The following is a 16,487-nucleotide window of genomic DNA, read 5'->3' as shown; positions in this document are numbered from 1 at the left end:
CCTGTCTCCTTCTCTCTAGTTTACCTATGCAAGAATTTGTTCAATTTTCTCAAGCACATCTTCTGTTAATTGGACGTCCACGGCTTTGACGTTTTCTTCGACTTGTTCCGGCCGGCTGGCGCCGATGAGGGCGCTTGCGACGTTCGGCTGGCGCAATACCCAGGCGAGCGCCAATTGGGAAAGGGTGACGCCGAGTTCGGCGGCTACTTTTTCTAATTGCTCGACTTTGACGAGAATTTCCTCTTTTAGTAAGTCACTCATAAACATATTGGATTTCGGGTCGCTCGCCCGGCTTCCTTCCGGCGCTTTTTGCCCGCGTTTATATTTTCCGGTCAGCACGCCTTGTGCCAGCGGCGAGAAAACGATTTGGCTAATGCCGTTTTGTTCGCAAACCGGAATGATTTCTTTCTCAATGTAACGGTGGAACATGTTATATTGCGGCTGGTTGACGACGATACGGTCCAATAAATATTTATCCGCCGTGCCAAGCGCTTCTTGAATTTGCTGGGCTGTCCATTCGCTGACGCCGACATATAGCACTTTGCCTTGACGCACAAGATCATCAATGGTGCGCAGCGTTTCCTCGACCGGCGTTTCCTTATCATAGCGGTGGCAATAATAAATGTCAACGTAATCTAATTGCAGACGTTTTAAGCTGGCATGGAGCTGCTCAAACACATGTTTGCGCGACAAACCGCGGTCGTTTGGACCGTCCCCCATCGGCCAAAACACTTTCGTCGCCAATACGTATGATTCGCGCGGATATTTGCGCAATGCTTCGCCGACGATTTTTTCTGCTTCCCCGCGGGCGTACACGTTGGCTGTATCAAACGAGTTGATTCCTAACTCATATGCTTTATCAATGACACGAATCGCCGTTTCTTTTTCAACTGAATTGCCGTATGTAAGCCAGCTGCCTAAACTAATCTCACTAACTTTCAGCCCTGTTCTCCCGAGCTTCCGGTATTTCATCGTTTTCTCCCCTTTCCAAAAGTATAGACAAATCCACTCGTACACATAATCATTATAATACTTTTAATATTCATGTGGAAATAAATTTTATAAAATATTCCGACACCTATTACATCCCACATCACTCTTTTCAGAAGATTATCGTCGTTTTCGGTAGATTGCTGTAGTTTATGTTTACAATAAATTCTGAAAACAAAAATAATTTATAAAAAGGAGGGGGTTTATTGATTTATTTTCATCAAGTAAACAAATATTACGGCGATTTCCATGTGCTAAAAGACATAAATTTAACGATTCATCAGGGAGAAGTCGTCGTCATTATCGGGCCATCGGGGTCGGGAAAAAGCACATTAGTTCGCTGCATCAATCGTTTGGAAACGATTTCAAGCGGAGAATTAATCGTGGATAATGTCAAAGTCAATGACAAACACGTCGACATTAACCAACTGCGGCGCAACATCGGCATGGTGTTTCAGCATTTTAACTTGTATCCGCACATGACGGTATTGCAAAACATTACGCTAGCGCCGATGAAAGTGCTACGTATTCCAGAGAAAGAAGCGAAAGAAACAGCGATGTATTATTTGGAAAAAGTCGGCATTCCTGATAAAGCAAACGCCTACCCTTCCAAACTGTCCGGTGGCCAACAGCAGCGTGTAGCGATCGCCAGAGGCTTGGCGATGAAGCCGAAAATTATGCTCTTTGACGAGCCAACGTCAGCGCTTGACCCGGAAACGATCGGCGAAGTGCTCGACGTCATGAAACAATTGGCAAAAGAAGGCATGACCATGGTCGTTGTCACCCACGAAATGGGATTTGCCCGTGAAGTAGCTGACCGCATCGTATTTATGGACCAAGGCCGCATTTTAGAAGAAGCGCCGCCGGAAGAGTTTTTCGCCAACCCAAAAGAAGAACGGGCGAAAGTATTTCTGCGCCGCATTCTCAACCATTAATGAATGAGCAAAGAAATGTTTCGAATCAAACAAAGGGGGTTTTTTTATGAAAAGAAAAACGGTTTGGAAAATATGGATCACCCTTGCACTTATCGCATTATTGAGCATTACTGCTTTAGCCGGATGCAGCAGCGAATCATCCACGTCCAACAAAGGGGACGGGGCGAAATCGACGGAAACGTCGGCCGGGACGAACACGTTAGAGAAAATTAAAAAGCGCGGCAAACTGATTGTCGGCGTCAAATATGACTTAAACCTGTTTGGGCTCAAAAATCCCGAAACAGGAAAAGTAGAAGGATTTGATATCGATATCGCCAAAGGGTTGGCGAAAAAAATTCTCGGTGACGAAAACAAAATCGAATTAAAAGAAGTAACATCCAAAACACGCATCCCAATGCTGAATAACGGCGAAATCGACGCGATTATCGCAACAATGACCATCACGGAAGAGCGGAAAAAAGAAGTGGATTTCTCCGATGTCTATTTTATGGCCGGCCAATCGCTGCTAGTCAAAAAAGACAGCAAGATTAACAGCGTGAAAGATTTGAAAAAAGGGATGACCGTGTTAACGGCAAAAGGTTCTACTTCCGCGCAAAACATTCGCAAAGCAGCACCACAAGTCAATGTATTAGAATTTGAAAACTACGCCGAAGCGTTTACGGCCTTAAAAGCTGGACAAGGCGATGCGCTTACAACAGACAATGCGCTGCTTTGGGGAATGGCAAAACAAGATCCAAACTACCGCGTTCTTGACGAAACGTTTACCGAAGAACCATACGGCATCGCCATCCACAAAGGAGATAAAGAACTATTGCAAGTCATTAACGAATACTTAAAAGAAATTAAAGAAAACGGCGAGTACGACAAAATTTACGAAAAATGGATCGGAAAAAAACCGCAACAATAATACGAAAAAACAGATGAGCGGTATTGGTTTCGCTCATCTGTTTCATCTTCAGGACGAAACGAGGTGAAAAGCCTTCATGTTACGATATTCCATTTTGTTCGACCATTGGGATATGTATTTGCAAGGGTTTACCAATACGTTAAAAGCTAGTGTTCTCGCTCTCATCGGAAGCTTAGCCATCGGCATCATTATCGCCATTTTTCGGATTGCGCCGATCCGTCCGTTAAACTGGCTTGGTGCGGCCTATGTCGAATTCATCCGCAACATTCCGCTTGTTTTAATCGTCTTTGTCTTTTTCGTCGGTCTGCCCGCCGTTGGCATCCGCCTTGATCCGTTTACCGCGGGCACGCTCGGTTTGATGGTATACACCGCCGCATTTATCGCCGAAGTCATCCGTTCAGGAATATTGGCCGTTCCAAAAGGACAAATGGAAGCCGCGCGCTCTTCGGGACTGACGTACTTGCAGACGATGCGCTACATCATCTTGCCGCAGGCGATCAAAATTGTCATTCCGCCGCTTGGAAACCAATTTATCAATCTAGTGAAAAACTCATCTGTGTTAGGAGTGATCGCCGGGCTCGACCTTATGTATTTCGGCGATTTAATTTCGTCGGAAACGTTCGTCACCTTTGATGTCTATATTTTCGTCGCTCTATTTTATCTTGTATTAACCATACCGTTAAGTTTAGGCGTCGGCTATTTGGAACGCCGCCTGGCCAAAACCCGGTAAGCGAGGAGGGACACAGCGATGGACTTTGCCGGTGCATACGCCCCAGCGCATCTCACCTTTTTATTGCAAGGATTTTTAGTGACGTTAGAAGTTGCGTTTATATCCATTATTTTTAGTTTTATCTTTGGAATCATCATTGGTGTGATACGCTATACAAAAATTCCTGGCATTTCGCAAATTTTTGCTGTTATGGTGGAAACGATTCGCAATCTCCCGCTGCTTTTGATTATTTTCTTTACGTATTTCGCCCTTCCGGAAGTAGGGTTGAAGCTGGATAAATTTTATGCCGCCATTGTCGCCCTAGTTGTCTTTGAATCAGCGATGCTGTCGGAAATTGTGCGCAGCGGGCTCAACTCGATTGACAAAGGGCAAATCGAAGCGGCGCGCTCTTCCGGGCTCACGTATGTGCAAACGTTATGGTATATCATTTTGCCGCAAGCTTTGCGCCGAATGGTGCCGCCAATTGTCAGTCAATTTATTTCATTACTGAAGGATACATCGTTAGCGATCGTTATCTCCCTTCCAGAATTGATGAACCATGCGCAAATTATTAACGGACAAAATGTCAACTATGTCATTCCAATTTTCATTTTAGTAGCGCTGATGTATTTTGCTGTCAATTATTCACTGTCGCTTGTTTCTCGAAAACTGGAATACAGACAGCGCTAATCTAGGAAACCTCGTGTAATTAGGTCTATTTTCCCCCTTTTGTTATATAATAGAACAAAAAAGGGGAAATAGCGTGTGGACAGGGGAAAAACAATGCATGAACGGCTTTTGATGATCACCATCCTCATCATGGCTACCGCCTTCTTCGGCGAAATGAAAATTAATCCGTTTGACAGCCCGTTTCGATTCTCATTAGGAGGAGCAGTATTTTTTTTCGGACTCATTTCCTTTGCAGCGCTTCCCCCGCTTATAATCGGGATTTGTGCAGGCTGTTTCGTCGTCATTTTCCGCGTTCTTCTCGATCTATTGACAGGAGAGGCGGCTGTTGCCGATAGCTTTTTCACCCATGCCCCGGCGGCATGTTACTATATCAGCTTTGCTCTCATCGTATCCGCAGTTCGCTTTCGCCACTTGATGAAAATGCCAATCCGTGCCGGGGTATTTGGCGCGGGGCTTGATTTTTTTTCCAATGCTTGTGAATTGTTGGTCCGCTATTTGCTAGGCGAACCGTTTACCGTTACCTATCAATCAATGGTTGTATTAGTATTGTTTGCGATTTTACGCAGCTATTGTGTCATCGGAGTGTACAATATTTTGATGACCAAACATTTTCAGTCACTGGCGGAGGCGCGAAAGCAGGAATTAGAACGATTGCTTATGATTAACACAGGAATGTATGAGGAAACGTTTTATTTACAAAAATCGATGCAGTTAATCGAAGAAATTACTCGCAAAAGCTATGAACTATATTCCTTTTTAATAGAAGGAAAAAAAGTTGAACCGCACGCTGCACTTTATATCGCCGAACATATTCATGAAGTGAAAAAAGATGTACAGCGCGTTTTCGCCGGCCTGTCCAAATTAATCGGACGCCAGCCGCTTAAGGAACGTCTTCCGATTGATGAGCTGTGCGGCATGGTAATTCGCGCAAACGAAAAATATGCCGAGATGGCGGGAAAAACGATTACATTTACGCATACATGCCCAGTAGATTTGTCCACCGATCACGTCTACCCGCTGCTTTCGGTTCTTAACAATTTAGTGGCCAACGCGGTGGAAGCGATTCCGTCGACCGGTGCAATCCATCTGCATGCGCGGTTGCAGGAACGCCACCTTGTGATCGAAATTACCGATACCGGAACGGGCATCGCCGAAGAAGACGCGGCTTGGATTTTTCAGCCCGGTTTTACGACCAAATATGATTCATGTGGCAATCCATCAACAGGCATCGGTCTTACTCATGCGCGCGATATCATGCAAAGCTTCTCCGGACACATCGAACTTGTCAAAAGCAAACCAGGGCAAACGGTGTTTCGCCTAACCATCCCGACCGATCAACTGTTAAAGAAAGGAGGAAGATAACCGATGGCACTTCGTTTTTTTCTCATTGAAGATGATGCCGTCGTGCGGAAAATGCTTGAAAAAATCATTCACGAAAACGAGCTTGGCGAAGTCGTCGGACAGGCGGACGACGGACTGGATGTTTCGGCGGACCAGCTGTTTTCCGTCGACGTCGTGCTGATCGATTTATTAATGCCGGGACGCGACGGTATTCAAACGATCAAAAAATTGAGAGAAGAAGGATTTGCCGGCCAATTCATCATGATCTCGCAAGTCGAAAATAAGGAAATGATCGGGCAGGCCTATCTTCATGGAGTAGATACATATATTCAAAAGCCGATCAACCGCTATGAGGTTGTATCGGTATTAAAACGCGTCGCAGAGCACATTTCTGTTTTGCAGTCGCTTCAGTCTATTCGGCAAATGCTCGAAGTATTGGATAAACCAAAAACATCTCCATTGTCTCTGAATGGACAGACGAATCTCGAGCGGCAAGCCCAGCAGCTTCTCCTGCTGCTCGGCATCGCCGGGGAAGCGGGAAGTGCCGATTTATTACTGATCATGCGCTGGTTGGCGGAAAAAGAAGCGCAAGGGCAAACGATTCATGAGCTTCCTCCTTTAAAAGAATTATATATGGAATTAATACAGCAAGCACACCATGCGGCGGAGATCACCAAAGAAGTGCGCGCGCTCGAACAGCGCATCCGCCGCCTCGTGCTGCAAGCATTTACCCATCTCGCTTCCCTCGGTCTTACCGACTATACGAATCCGACTTTTGAATATTTTGCCCCGCGCCTTTTTGATTTTGCAGAAATCCGCAAGCGCATGAAGGAGCTTGAGAATGGGGACAAAGCATCAAAATGCCGCATTAACGTGCGCAAATTTTTAACTGCATTTTATATGGAAGTAAAAAAAGCACAGCTCTCCTAGTCGAACGGCTGGAGGTGAATCTTCGGGGCGGCAAACGTCCCTTCCATTGTCTCCTGCTTTTGCATCTGCTGCTGAACATTAACAGTCACTTTTCCTTTTGTCGGAATTTCCGCCACAAAAAAGGGAGAGCAACATGCTCTTCTTACACTAAAAATGATGAACTGACTGAAGAAGAAGTACTAGACATCTCTTCTGATTCTTCCATCCACCGTTTTCCTTTGATAAACCGGGTAATCATCATAGAAGTGACATTGTCGCCTGTAGCATTCACCATGGTCGCAGGCGGATCTACAATCACACCGATCATGGATAAAATCGGAAGCGCTTCGATTGGGAATCCGTAGAGAGTGACAATCATCATTTCCCCGATAAATCCGCCGCCAGGCACACCGCTCATTACCGTACCAGAAAGAATTGCAATCCCGATGGCAGTTAAAAACGTTCCGATTCCAGAAAAGTCTTGCTCAAAAATCCCAAACAGAAAAGCAATTTTCAAAATAGCAGATAAACATGAACCATCCATATGTATCGTTGCACCGATAGGAATCACGGTTTCGCGTATTTCTTTAGGAACGCCGACTTTTTTCGCCGCCTCTAAGTTTACCGGAATGGTAGCGACGCTGCTTCCAGTGGCAAGCGCCGTGGCCGCAGGCGATAAAATATGCTTCCAAAAACGTTGTACCCCTGCTTTCCCGCCAGCGATAAACGCATAAATCGTAAACCCGATAAAGAAATAGGCTATAGAAATTGGATAATAAAGCAATACGACACGAAGATACGAACCTAAAATTTCTGAACCAAACACTCCGATTAAGGAGGCGAAGTAAGCCCCCAATCCGATCGGAGCATACCACATAACAATTGAAATCAATTTCATAAATACTTCGGAAGCGCTGTGGAGAAATGCGGCAAATGGCTTTCCTTTTTCGCCCGCAAGAGAAGTGGCCATGCCAACTAAAACGGCAAAAATAATAAGGGCCAGCATCGATTTTTTCGATAGTAATTCTATAAAATCAGGAACTGTTACCGTCTGCACGATTTGTTGCGCTAAAGACAGATCCTCCACATTTTCCGGTTTTTTTAGCTCAATAGACACTCCTTCTGCCGGCGGAAACCAATGAACCGCAACAAGCATGACCACCGAGGCAACAAAGCCCGTAGCGATAAACACCATCAAGGTAGTTCCCATAATTTTTCCGAATTGGCGAAGGTGTTTCATATTGGCTACCGTCGAGGAAATCGAAAAGAATACAAGCGGAACCACAATCATAAACATCATATTTAAAAACACATCGCCAAACGGTTTGAGGATTTCCGCTTTTTCCCCTATCAAAAATCCAATGATGCTTCCGATAAGAATAGCAACTAATAAAATAATAGGAAACCGATAATTCTTTAACTTTTCTTTCATCTTTTTCCCTTCCTTTATTTTTTTGATATTTCTTAATATCTTAATATTCTAACTAAAGATGACAAAAAAATAAAATAATCTTTCACTTATTTGGTGGATAATATACGTTTAAGACAATCATCTAAGACGAAAGCGCTGTCCCCCGCCAACATACGCAAGGAGGGGAAGATCATCTTCCATAATTCTTCCCACTACATTTACTTTCTCGTTAGCAGGGAGGTCGGTTAGTGTTATTTGCAGCTCGCCGGCATATCTGCCATATTGGTTATTATCGATCGTCACTCTTCCTTTTTCTCTTGGAATCATATAAGCAGGCCGCAGCGCGCCATCCGGCCATGACAAAGATCATTCCCCCAGTCAAATATCCCAACGATTTGTATATAAAACTCCGCTTTTATTCTGATCAACCTGCCCACACTCTTTTAAAACAAACTCATATTATAATAGTATGAATGTAATATTTTGGTTACTTAAAGGTGAGAAAAATATGTCTCTAGAGAAATTTGTAGATGCCTTACCTATTCCTCCTGTCTTGAAAGCAAAAGGGAAACTTGATGACATCCCATACTATGAGGTAACTATGAAGCAAGTCAAACAAAAATTACATCGCGATTTACCACCGACTACCGTTTGGGGTTACAACGGCATGTATCCTGGCCCGACATTTGAAGCTCGGCGGAATCACCCTATTTTTGTCAAGTGGAAAAACAAATTGCCCTTTGAACACTTGCTGCCAGTGGATCGAACCGTTCATGGGGCAGAACCAGACCAACCATCTGTTAGGACGGTTGTACATTTGCATGGAGCTCACGTTCGACCGGAAAATGACGGACATCCAGAGGCATGGTTTACGCGAAATTTCGAAAATGTCGGGCCCAAATTCGTACATGAAGTCTACTATTATCCAAACTGTCAACGCCCAGCAACGCTATGGTATCATGATCACGCCATTGGAATCACTCGTTTGAACGTTTATGCAGGTCTTGCGGGCTTCTATATCCTCAGAGATAAAAAAGAAGAAAAATTGAACCTGCCTAGTGGAAAATTTGAAATTCCGCTCGTCATCCAAGATCGTTCGTTCTATCCTAATGGTGAACTCTTCTATCCAACCCGGCCAGGCCAGGTGCCACCTCCAGAACCTTCTCCGCCAATCAATCCAAATCTACCAAATCCATCCGTTGTCCCTGAGTTTTTCGGAAACACGATTTTAGTTAACGGAAAAGTGTGGCCATACCTTGAAGTCGAGCCACGAAAATACCGATTCCGCATCCTTAATGGGTCAAATTCCCGCTTTTACCGTATACGGTTGAGCTCTGGTCAAGTTTTTTTCCAAATAGGCACTGATGGCGGATTCTTAGAACATCCTGTGGCTGTTTCTGAAATTATACTTGCTCCGGCAGAACGTGTCGATGTCATTATCGATTTTTCAAACCATAAAGGACAAAGTATCATCTTAACCAATGACGCACCAGCCCCATTTCCTAACGGTGATCCACCTTCTCCAGACCTCAAGCAGATCATGGAATTTCGTGTCAAACAAAAGCTCTCCAAACCTGACAGAAGTGAAATCCCAGCAACGTTAAGTTGCTTGGAGCGGCTTGATCCTGACGATGCTGTAATCGTCCGAAAAAACCTCTTAGTTGAAAGTACTGATGAATTCGGACGTCCGAAGCTTTTACTAAATAACATGGAATGGGATGAGTTGCCGCTTACGGAAACCCCGTATAATGGCATCATAGAGATTTGGGAACTGTACAATATGACGCCTGACACCCATCCGATTCATTTGCACCTTGTTACTTTCCAAATTTTAGACCGAGCCACGTTTACTGGCGATCCAAATGGTCCTGACCTCAAAGTCGGGCCACGACGACCACCAGAGCCATACGAAATGGGTTGGAAAGATACCGTTCGTGCCAATCCTGGTGAAGTTACCCGCATCATTGCGCGCTTTGGACCATTTACCGGAATCTACCCGTGGCACTGCCACATCCTTGAACACGAAGACCATGAAATGATGAGACCATACGAAGTTCTCGATAATCAGAACTTTAACCCGTGTGAACCGATTCCTGGAACGTGTCCTGACGACTCATTCGCTAATTGTTTTGACTGCGATAAACACCACCGACACGACGATTGAACAAAACACTAGCTTTGTATCATGACTATTTGAAATGCCATTCCTAAGCTATAAGCTGGCATCTATATGGTGTCAGCTTATTTAATATGACAAACCAATCGATTTTGATGGTGTTGGTACAAACCATATATTTGAGGAAGAATATAATGTTTCTTGATAAGCCATTGGGAGAAAAAAGAAAGTAAAAAGTCCGCTCATCCCAGTTACTATTGCAATAGCTAAAAAGCCTCTTTTTTCTCAAAATTTAAAAACCACCGATATTCGGTGGTCATACGTTTTATATGACTTGTACAAGGCGAAACCGTTGTCCTCCTCCGACGTACGCAAGGAGAGGAAGATCGTCTTCGATAATTCGGCCAATCACATTGACTTTATCATCTGCCGGAAGATCCGTTAATGTGATTTGCAGTTCGCCGGCATATCGTCCATATCGAACATTATCTATCGTAACACTGCCTTTTTGTCTTTCAATCGTGCATGCTGGTGCTAACAAATGCTTTGGCCACAAGAAAGATAAGCGGGATTCAAGTGATCGAATGACATCCCTTGCCGCATCACGCCGATTCGTGTGAGCCGTTTCGACCATGGAAAGCAATTCACGTTGTTTTACGAGCGGCCGGTAACGCAGCGGAATAATGCCATCTTGAAACTCTTTTATCCGCATGAGGGCTTCATCCGTCATGGAAAAATCACCAATGAATACTTTATCTACATCACAATCTCGCACTAATTCCGCGTACGCGCAAAGCGGATCCATATGCCGATGTGCTTCTAACGTAGGTAGCCCTTGATGGAGCGGACCTCGCTTTTCTTTATTTCCCGGGATGAACGCGGCAATCGTTCGAATTCCTTTCCGGCGTAGAATTTGGTTTTTTTGAATGACTGTTTCTTTCGATAATCCCGTTTCCGGGCGCGGATAAAAATTATGCCACGCTTCAATACGGCCCCAGTTTGCGCTGCAGGCGGCCAGTTCGTCGCATTCTCTTTCTGTTAGTGTGCTGGCATTGAGCACCACTTTGATTTGATGAGAATAATGCGCCGCCTCCTTCATCGAAAAGCCATCATCAAGCCGCAGACCGCTGATGCCCCAACCGCGCAGCGCGGAAAGCCGCTCCCCGCTTATTCCTAATTTCGTGAGCGAAGACGGGGTGACGTCGGCGACAACCCCGACCCCGCAGCGTTTCGCAAGCTCCCCTATCCGTGGAAGCTTCTGATGATACTTATCCAAATCATCTTCGGGAATGTGAAGAGATGTAAATAATTCCGTGCATCCGTGCGCGCTTGCCTGCTGAAACTTTTTTTCGATTTGCTCCAACGGCTCTGAAAAATAGAAAGAAAAGGAAAACATAGCTGCCTCCCGATTTTAAACGTTTTCCGCCATTTCTTCTTTAAATCCGAACAAATACGTAAAAATGAAACCAAACGTATAGGAAATCACCAATCCAATAAAATACGTGATATATTTTCCTTCGGCGATGAGCGGAATAAGCGATAAACCAGACACGCCGATGCCAAGCGCCGCTGTTTTCATGACCGCTTGAAACGCCCCGCCAACCGCCGCGCCAAGACACGCGGTTAAAAACGGCCGGCCTAACGGCAGAGTGACCCCGTATAACAACGGCTCGCCAATTCCTAAAAATCCAACCGGCAGCGCCCCTTTAATAATGTTGCGAAGCCTCTTGTTTTTCGTTTTGACGAAAATCGCAATCGCCGCGCCGACCTGGCCTGCCCCCGCCATCGCTAAAATTGGCAAAATCGGGGTCGAGCCGATTTTATTAATAAATTCCATATGAATCGGCGTCAGCCCGTGATGCAATCCAACCATTACGAGCGGCAAGAACGTTCCTGCCAACACCGCGCCGGCAATCGCACCGCCAATATCCAACACCGCTTTAATGCCGCTGGTAATGCCTAACGACAGCCATCCCGCAATCGGTTGTACCGCAATCAATGTAAATAAGCAAACAATAAGTACAGTAATCAGCGGGGTAACAATAATATCGACCGCATTGGGAACAAATTTGCGCACATACTTTTCAATGACCGCCATCAGCCATGCCGCCAACATGACAGCGAACAACCCGCCCCGTCCTGGAGTAAGCGCTTCACCAAAAAGCTTGACATCGGCAAGCGCCGGGTTAAATACTAAAATGCCGGCAATCGCGCCTAACACCGGAGTGCCGCCAAACTCTTTCGCCGTATTGTAGCCGACTAAAATGCCGAGCGAGGCGAAAATGCCGCCGCCAATCAGCAGCAACAGCTGGAGCCATGTTTCTGTCGGATCGACTCCGGCGTTTTTCGCAAAGTTGGCGATCCCGTTAATGATTCCTGACGCAACAAGGCCTGGAATCAACGGGATGAAAATGCTGCCGATTTTCCGCAGCAGCCGCTTCAACGGCGTTTGGTTGCGCGCTTTGATTTCGGCTTTTGTCCGCTCCGCCACATCTTCTTCGATTACTTCGCCAAGCTCCAACCCTGTCAGCTCGCACAGCGCCGCGGCCACCTTGTTGACCACGCCCGGACCGACGACGATTTGCAATGTTTCATCCTCAATAACTCCCATTACTCCTTCGATTTGTTTCAACGCGGCAATATCTGCCTTGTGCGGAGCGCGCAATGACATACGCACCCTTGTCATGCAATGGGCAATGCGCGTGATGTTTTCCTTTCCCCCAAGCCGCTCTAATATTGCCATGGCCATTTGTTGTTCCCGCTTCATGTTCTCCTCTCCCCTTTATTTATTTATTATTTAAAGCGCTTTGCGCACAAAACCATTTGCTTTTTGCAGGCGCTCTTTTGCCTCCTCATAGCTACATTGCAACAAAATCATCACGATCGCCGTTTTGACGTTTCCATGCGCTGCCATATAATAGCGCGCCGCCGTATTCGCATCCGCGCCTGTCGCTTCCATAATAATTCGCTTTGCTCGCTCTTTCAGCTTCCCATTCGTTGCCTGGACATCCACCATCAAGTTTTTATACACTTTTCCGATTCCGATCATCGAAGCGGTCGAAATCATGTTGAGCACCATTTTTTGCGCCGTTCCCGCTTTTAGACGGGTCGATCCGGTCAATACTTCCGGTCCCGTTTCGACTTCAATGCTAACGTCGGCATATTTGCTTATTTCCGCCCCTTTATTGCAGGCGATGCTGCCCGTTGTCGCACCGATTTGTTTCGCGTAGCGAAGGGCGCCAATCACATACGGCGTGCGCCCGCTCGCAGCAATGCCAACGACAACGTCTTTGTCCGTCAACGAAACCTTTTGTAGATCGCGGACTGCCAACCCCTCATCATCTTCCGCCCCTTCAACGGCGTTTGTGAGCGCTTCCAATCCACCGGCGATAATTCCTTGTACCATGTCTGGATCGGTCCCAAACGTCGGCGGACATTCTACTGCATCCAAAATGCCAAGGCGGCCGCTCGTCCCCGCACCGATATAAATCAGCCTGCCTCCTCGTTGAAACGATGCGATGACTTTTTGCACCAGTTTTTCAATTTGGTCTAATTGTTTGGAGACCGCCAAAGCGACAGTCTGGTCTTCTTCGTTCATCACTTGCAGAATTTCCTTCGTTGTCATTTCATCCAAGTTTTTCGTTTTCGCATTGCACTGTTCAGTTGTTAGATGTTCTAGCAATCTCGTCACCTTCTTGTTTGGTTATGAAATTTTATTTCTCCATTTTATTATATAATTATGAAATAAAATATCAATCTATGACGAAAAAATAAAAGCGAGTTTGCACCCTCGCCTTTTCTACCTTCTTAAGCGCACCACTTCTTCTCGTGTTTCATGGAATTTTTCGATTACGCGGCTGCCCACTTTATGGAAAGTGATTAAATAAAGCGCATCAATTACGTTCAGCTGCGTCATTCTCGATGCCATGCTTCCGATGCGATGGTCTTGTTCGACATCGGGGAGGCATAATTTAATATCGGCTTCTTTATATAATGGGGAGGAAGGATCAAGCTTGGTGATGGCGATCACCGTGGCATGTTGTTTTTTCGCAAACCGTGAAATTTCCAGCACATCCTTTGTCCTTCCTGAGGTGGAAATGGCGACAAACACATCCCCTTCTTTTAAATTGGCGGCAAGCGGAAGCATCGTGTGAAAATCTGGAGACATCACCGATACATAACCGAGTTTCGTAAATTTATAGCAGGCATCCATGGCCGAAGCGGCGGAACCGCCGACCCCGTAAAACAAAATTTTACCCGCATTGACGATTGCTTCCGCCGCTTTTTCCAATTCGCGTTTATCAATGGTCGTCGTCGTAGCCTCAATAGCCGCTTTATTGACATACGTGACTTTATTGAACAAGTCATACGGCGCATCTTGCTTTTCAATAACGGAAAAATCATTGATATTCATATCGGCGATCGTCAGTTCGCGGACGAGCGCCAGCTTTAGCGCCGTAAAGCTGCCGATGCCGATCGTTTTGCAAAAGCGCACGACGCTCGCCTCGCTTGCTCCGGCGTTTCGTGACAATTCTTTTGTCGTCATATTCGGCACAAGCTCCGCATGTTCCACAATATACGCAGCAATCTTTTTTTCTGCTGGTGAAAATCGTTCCATTTGATTTTCGATTTTCGCTAAAATGCTCAATTGCTTCATCACTATTCCTCTTCCTCTCTGTCTGCCAACATTTAATTTAATGTTATCATGCATCCCCATCAAGTAAAAGCAGCACGCGTTGCTAAAGTATATACTTAGAAAAACCGTTAAATGCGATTGGGGGATTGTGGAGGTTGATATTTCGTATTTTTTCCTGTTCATTTATTTAGCGATATTAACTTATTTTTTTATTTTAAAAAAATTTTAATATTTTTCCCGAAAAGTCTCCCTTCCTCCAAACGGAGTGAAGGAGGGAGATGAATCAGGAAGTCTTTGATCCCCAAAAACGAACATATGTGCTATAATGGAACTATCCTATCAGGCAAAGAAAGAAGGGAATGCTCATGCTTCGTGGCCAAAAAGTGTTTTTTCAGGCAACGAAATCGGATTTGGATCGCTTGTACGCCTGCAATCGGGAATCCGCCCGTGTTTGGAATGAATGCCTCCGCTTAGCCAAAGAACACTTCCTCCAGCATGGGTGCTGGATCACTAAAAGCGAGCTGCAAAAACAAACGAAAAGGAAGTTCCATCTTCACAGCCAATCGATTCAAGCGGTCTGCCACAAATACCTCTTCGCAAGACAAGCCGCACACCACGCGATTCAACAAGGACATGCTGCCCGTTATCCCTACAAGAAAAAGAAGTACTTCCCAACGAAATGGGCGAAAAACGGTTTCAAGGTTTACGAAAACGGAAAAATCGAACTCTCCATGGGCATTCAATCATGGAAAACGGGAAAAGCCAATTGTCGTGTATGCGTCGCATCTGCCAAAGGGAACCATCAAAGAAATCGAATGCTGCTTTGATCAAGGTCTTTATTTGGCCGTGACGTATGAAGATGGACAAAAGGAAAAAGCGTATAAACCGGGGAAAACAGTTGGAGTCGATCTTGGGGAAGTACACACCATCGGCGCGTTTTGCGAAAACGGACAAGCCCTCCTCATCACGGGAAGAAAGATACGCTCCCTTCACCGGCTGCGGAATAAAAAACTGGCGGAGATTCAGCGGCGCCAATCGAAATGTCAAAAAGGATCACGCCGATGGAAAAAATATGAACGGGCGAAACAATACGTGTTATCGAAATCGGAAAGGCAACTGCGGGATGCGCTGCATAAAACGACGAAACAGTTTGTCGACTGGTGTTTGAAGCAATCCGCCTCCGATGTGTATATCGGAAACGTCGAAGGAGTAGAGCGGAACACGAGAAAGAAAAAACGTACGAGCCGCAAACAAGCGCAAAAGCTCTCGAATTGGTCATTCGGGAAAGTGAAGCAGTATCTCGCTTATAAGCTGGCTCCACATGGCATTCGCTTGCATGAAATCGAGGAGTCGTTTACAAGTCAGACATGTCCTGTCTGCCAAAAGAGACAAAAAGTGTCTTCCCGCCTGTTTGTGTGCCGGTGTGGGTATGAAGAACATCGGGACATTCATGGCGCGAAAAATATATTAAGCAAGGCGCTGCATGGTACCTTTGTGCATTGGAACGTACAAACGAATCTGACGTATCTACGGATTGCGTAAGCAAGAAGTAGTAGAAGGGTTGGACCGCCCCATCGGTGCAAAGTCGATATTTTACTTGACCCATCCAGAAGGCTTCCGATGCATTCATCGAGTGGAAGAAGACCACCTTCTTCCGCGCAGAAGCTTCTTTGGTGGAGATGGTAAGAAACTCCCGCCTCTTCATGGAATGAAGGTGGGAGAGGTTCATGTCGGCTAAAACCACCTTGGCCCCGTTTTCCGCAAATGTTTTCGCAATTTCATAACCGATCCCGCGCGTCGCGCCGGTGACAAGCGCCACTTGACCTTTGACCATGTTTCTCCC

At 45.7% G+C, this 16,487-nt stretch carries 15 protein-coding genes and 1 pseudogene; 8 read left to right on the top strand and 8 right to left on the bottom strand.

Going from position 1 to position 16,487, the window contains the following annotated elements; genetic code table 11:
• Window positions 1–24: 24 nt before the first annotated feature.
• Window positions 25–972 (bottom strand): aldo/keto reductase family protein, encoded by a 948-nt coding sequence (locus HT574_RS08625; protein ID WP_175244273.1) that lies wholly within the window; start codon window positions 970–972, stop codon window positions 25–27.
• Between the two features lie 224 nt (window positions 973–1,196).
• Here HT574_RS08625 and HT574_RS08620 point away from each other — a divergent pair, with 224 nt between their 5' ends.
• The 6 genes from HT574_RS08620 to HT574_RS08595 all read left to right on the top strand — a co-directional run bounded on the left by HT574_RS08620 (window position 1,197) and on the right by HT574_RS08595 (window position 6,502).
• Window positions 1,197–1,925 carry an amino acid ABC transporter ATP-binding protein gene (locus HT574_RS08620; protein ID WP_175244272.1) on the top strand — a complete coding sequence of 243 codons (729 nt, stop codon included), beginning with the start codon at window positions 1,197–1,199 and terminating at the stop codon, window positions 1,923–1,925.
• A 46-nt stretch (window positions 1,926–1,971) separates the two neighbouring features.
• Complete coding sequence (locus HT574_RS08615) at window positions 1,972–2,832, top strand: glutamate ABC transporter substrate-binding protein (protein WP_175244271.1); 861 nt, start codon at window positions 1,972–1,974, stop codon at window positions 2,830–2,832.
• 76 nt (window positions 2,833–2,908) lie between these two features.
• Window positions 2,909–3,562, top strand: a complete 654-nt coding sequence (locus HT574_RS08610) for an amino acid ABC transporter permease (protein WP_175244270.1) — start codon at window positions 2,909–2,911, stop codon at window positions 3,560–3,562.
• Window positions 3,563–3,580: 18 nt separating this feature from the next.
• Complete coding sequence (locus HT574_RS08605) at window positions 3,581–4,231, top strand: amino acid ABC transporter permease (protein ID WP_042410660.1); 651 nt, start codon at window positions 3,581–3,583, stop codon at window positions 4,229–4,231.
• 93 nt (window positions 4,232–4,324) lie between these two features.
• Window positions 4,325–5,593 (top strand): ATP-binding protein, encoded by a 1,269-nt coding sequence (locus HT574_RS08600; protein WP_175244269.1) that lies wholly within the window; start codon window positions 4,325–4,327, stop codon window positions 5,591–5,593.
• Between the two features lie 3 nt (window positions 5,594–5,596).
• Window positions 5,597–6,502 carry a response regulator gene (locus HT574_RS08595; RefSeq protein WP_175244268.1) on the top strand — a complete coding sequence of 302 codons (906 nt, stop codon included), beginning with the start codon at window positions 5,597–5,599 and terminating at the stop codon, window positions 6,500–6,502.
• Between the two features lie 142 nt (window positions 6,503–6,644).
• On the opposite strand, the gene HT574_RS08590 is transcribed toward HT574_RS08595, so the two are convergent.
• Both HT574_RS08590 and HT574_RS08585 read right to left on the bottom strand, forming a co-directional pair.
• Complete coding sequence (locus HT574_RS08590; protein ID WP_175244267.1) at window positions 6,645–7,913, bottom strand: dicarboxylate/amino acid:cation symporter; 1,269 nt, start codon at window positions 7,911–7,913, stop codon at window positions 6,645–6,647.
• A gap of 117 nt (window positions 7,914–8,030) precedes the next feature.
• Window positions 8,031–8,255 (bottom strand): DUF871 domain-containing protein, encoded by a 225-nt coding sequence (locus HT574_RS08585; protein WP_375154096.1) that lies wholly within the window; start codon window positions 8,253–8,255, stop codon window positions 8,031–8,033.
• 145 nt (window positions 8,256–8,400) lie between these two features.
• Here HT574_RS08585 and HT574_RS08580 point away from each other — a divergent pair, with 145 nt between their 5' ends.
• Window positions 8,401–10,056, top strand: coding sequence for a multicopper oxidase family protein (locus HT574_RS08580; RefSeq protein ID WP_175244266.1), 1,656 nt, complete (start codon window positions 8,401–8,403; stop codon window positions 10,054–10,056).
• A gap of 277 nt (window positions 10,057–10,333) precedes the next feature.
• Here HT574_RS08580 and HT574_RS08575 read toward each other — a convergent pair whose 3' ends face one another.
• From HT574_RS08575 to HT574_RS08560, 4 genes are all read right to left on the bottom strand, one after another.
• Window positions 10,334–11,404, bottom strand: coding sequence for a DUF871 domain-containing protein (locus HT574_RS08575; RefSeq protein WP_175244265.1), 1,071 nt, complete (start codon window positions 11,402–11,404; stop codon window positions 10,334–10,336).
• A 15-nt stretch (window positions 11,405–11,419) separates the two neighbouring features.
• Entirely contained in the window at window positions 11,420–12,775 is a 1,356-nt protein-coding gene (locus HT574_RS08570) for a PTS transporter subunit EIIC (RefSeq protein ID WP_175244264.1), read from the bottom strand.
• 30 nt (window positions 12,776–12,805) lie between these two features.
• Window positions 12,806–13,690, bottom strand: coding sequence for an N-acetylmuramic acid 6-phosphate etherase (gene murQ, locus HT574_RS08565; RefSeq protein ID WP_175244263.1), 885 nt, complete (start codon window positions 13,688–13,690; stop codon window positions 12,806–12,808).
• A gap of 117 nt (window positions 13,691–13,807) precedes the next feature.
• Entirely contained in the window at window positions 13,808–14,665 is an 858-nt protein-coding gene (locus HT574_RS08560; RefSeq protein WP_175244262.1) for a MurR/RpiR family transcriptional regulator, read from the bottom strand.
• Between the two features lie 474 nt (window positions 14,666–15,139).
• Here HT574_RS08560 and HT574_RS08555 point away from each other — a divergent pair.
• Window positions 15,140–16,060: pseudogene (locus HT574_RS08555) on the top strand (RNA-guided endonuclease InsQ/TnpB family protein); the annotation flags it as partial.
• Here the strand turns inward: HT574_RS08555 and HT574_RS20485 are convergent.
• Complete coding sequence (locus HT574_RS20485) at window positions 15,999–16,478, bottom strand: SDR family NAD(P)-dependent oxidoreductase (RefSeq protein ID WP_375154095.1); 480 nt, start codon at window positions 16,476–16,478, stop codon at window positions 15,999–16,001. The pseudogene HT574_RS08555 and the gene HT574_RS20485 sit on opposite strands and share 62 nt — an antisense overlap.
• Window positions 16,479–16,487: the final 9 nt, after the last annotated feature.

Origin of the sequence: Parageobacillus sp. VR-IP, from assembly GCF_013357975.1 — a bacterium.
Taxonomy (GTDB): domain Bacteria; phylum Bacillota; class Bacilli; order Bacillales; family Anoxybacillaceae; genus Saccharococcus; species Saccharococcus caldoxylosilyticus.
The sequence above is the reverse complement of the archived record's forward strand: the minus strand, read 5'-3'. Positions and strand labels throughout refer to the sequence as shown.

Bases quoted from the DNA above. Each gene is read 5' to 3' on its own strand.
- HT574_RS08625 (WP_175244273.1), bottom strand. From the start codon at position 972: ATGAAATACCGGAAGCTCGGGAGAACAGGGCTGAAAGTTAGTGAGATT.
- HT574_RS08615 (WP_175244271.1), top strand. From the start codon at position 1,972: ATGAAAAGAAAAACGGTTTGGAAAATATGGATCACCCTTGCACTTATC.
- HT574_RS08610 (WP_175244270.1), top strand. From the start codon at position 2,909: ATGTTACGATATTCCATTTTGTTCGACCATTGGGATATGTATTTGCAA.
- HT574_RS08605 (WP_042410660.1), top strand. From the start codon at position 3,581: ATGGACTTTGCCGGTGCATACGCCCCAGCGCATCTCACCTTTTTATTG.
- HT574_RS08600 (WP_175244269.1), top strand. From the start codon at position 4,325: ATGCATGAACGGCTTTTGATGATCACCATCCTCATCATGGCTACCGCC.
- HT574_RS08595 (WP_175244268.1), top strand. From the start codon at position 5,597: ATGGCACTTCGTTTTTTTCTCATTGAAGATGATGCCGTCGTGCGGAAA.
- HT574_RS08590 (WP_175244267.1), bottom strand. From the start codon at position 7,913: ATGAAAGAAAAGTTAAAGAATTATCGGTTTCCTATTATTTTATTAGTT.
- HT574_RS08580 (WP_175244266.1), top strand. From the start codon at position 8,401: ATGTCTCTAGAGAAATTTGTAGATGCCTTACCTATTCCTCCTGTCTTG.
- HT574_RS08575 (WP_175244265.1), bottom strand. From the start codon at position 11,404: ATGTTTTCCTTTTCTTTCTATTTTTCAGAGCCGTTGGAGCAAATCGAA.
- HT574_RS08570 (WP_175244264.1), bottom strand. From the start codon at position 12,775: ATGAAGCGGGAACAACAAATGGCCATGGCAATATTAGAGCGGCTTGGG.
- HT574_RS08560 (WP_175244262.1), bottom strand. From the start codon at position 14,665: ATGAAGCAATTGAGCATTTTAGCGAAAATCGAAAATCAAATGGAACGA.
- HT574_RS20485 (WP_375154095.1), bottom strand. From the start codon at position 16,478: ATGGTCAAAGGTCAAGTGGCGCTTGTCACCGGCGCGACGCGCGGGATC.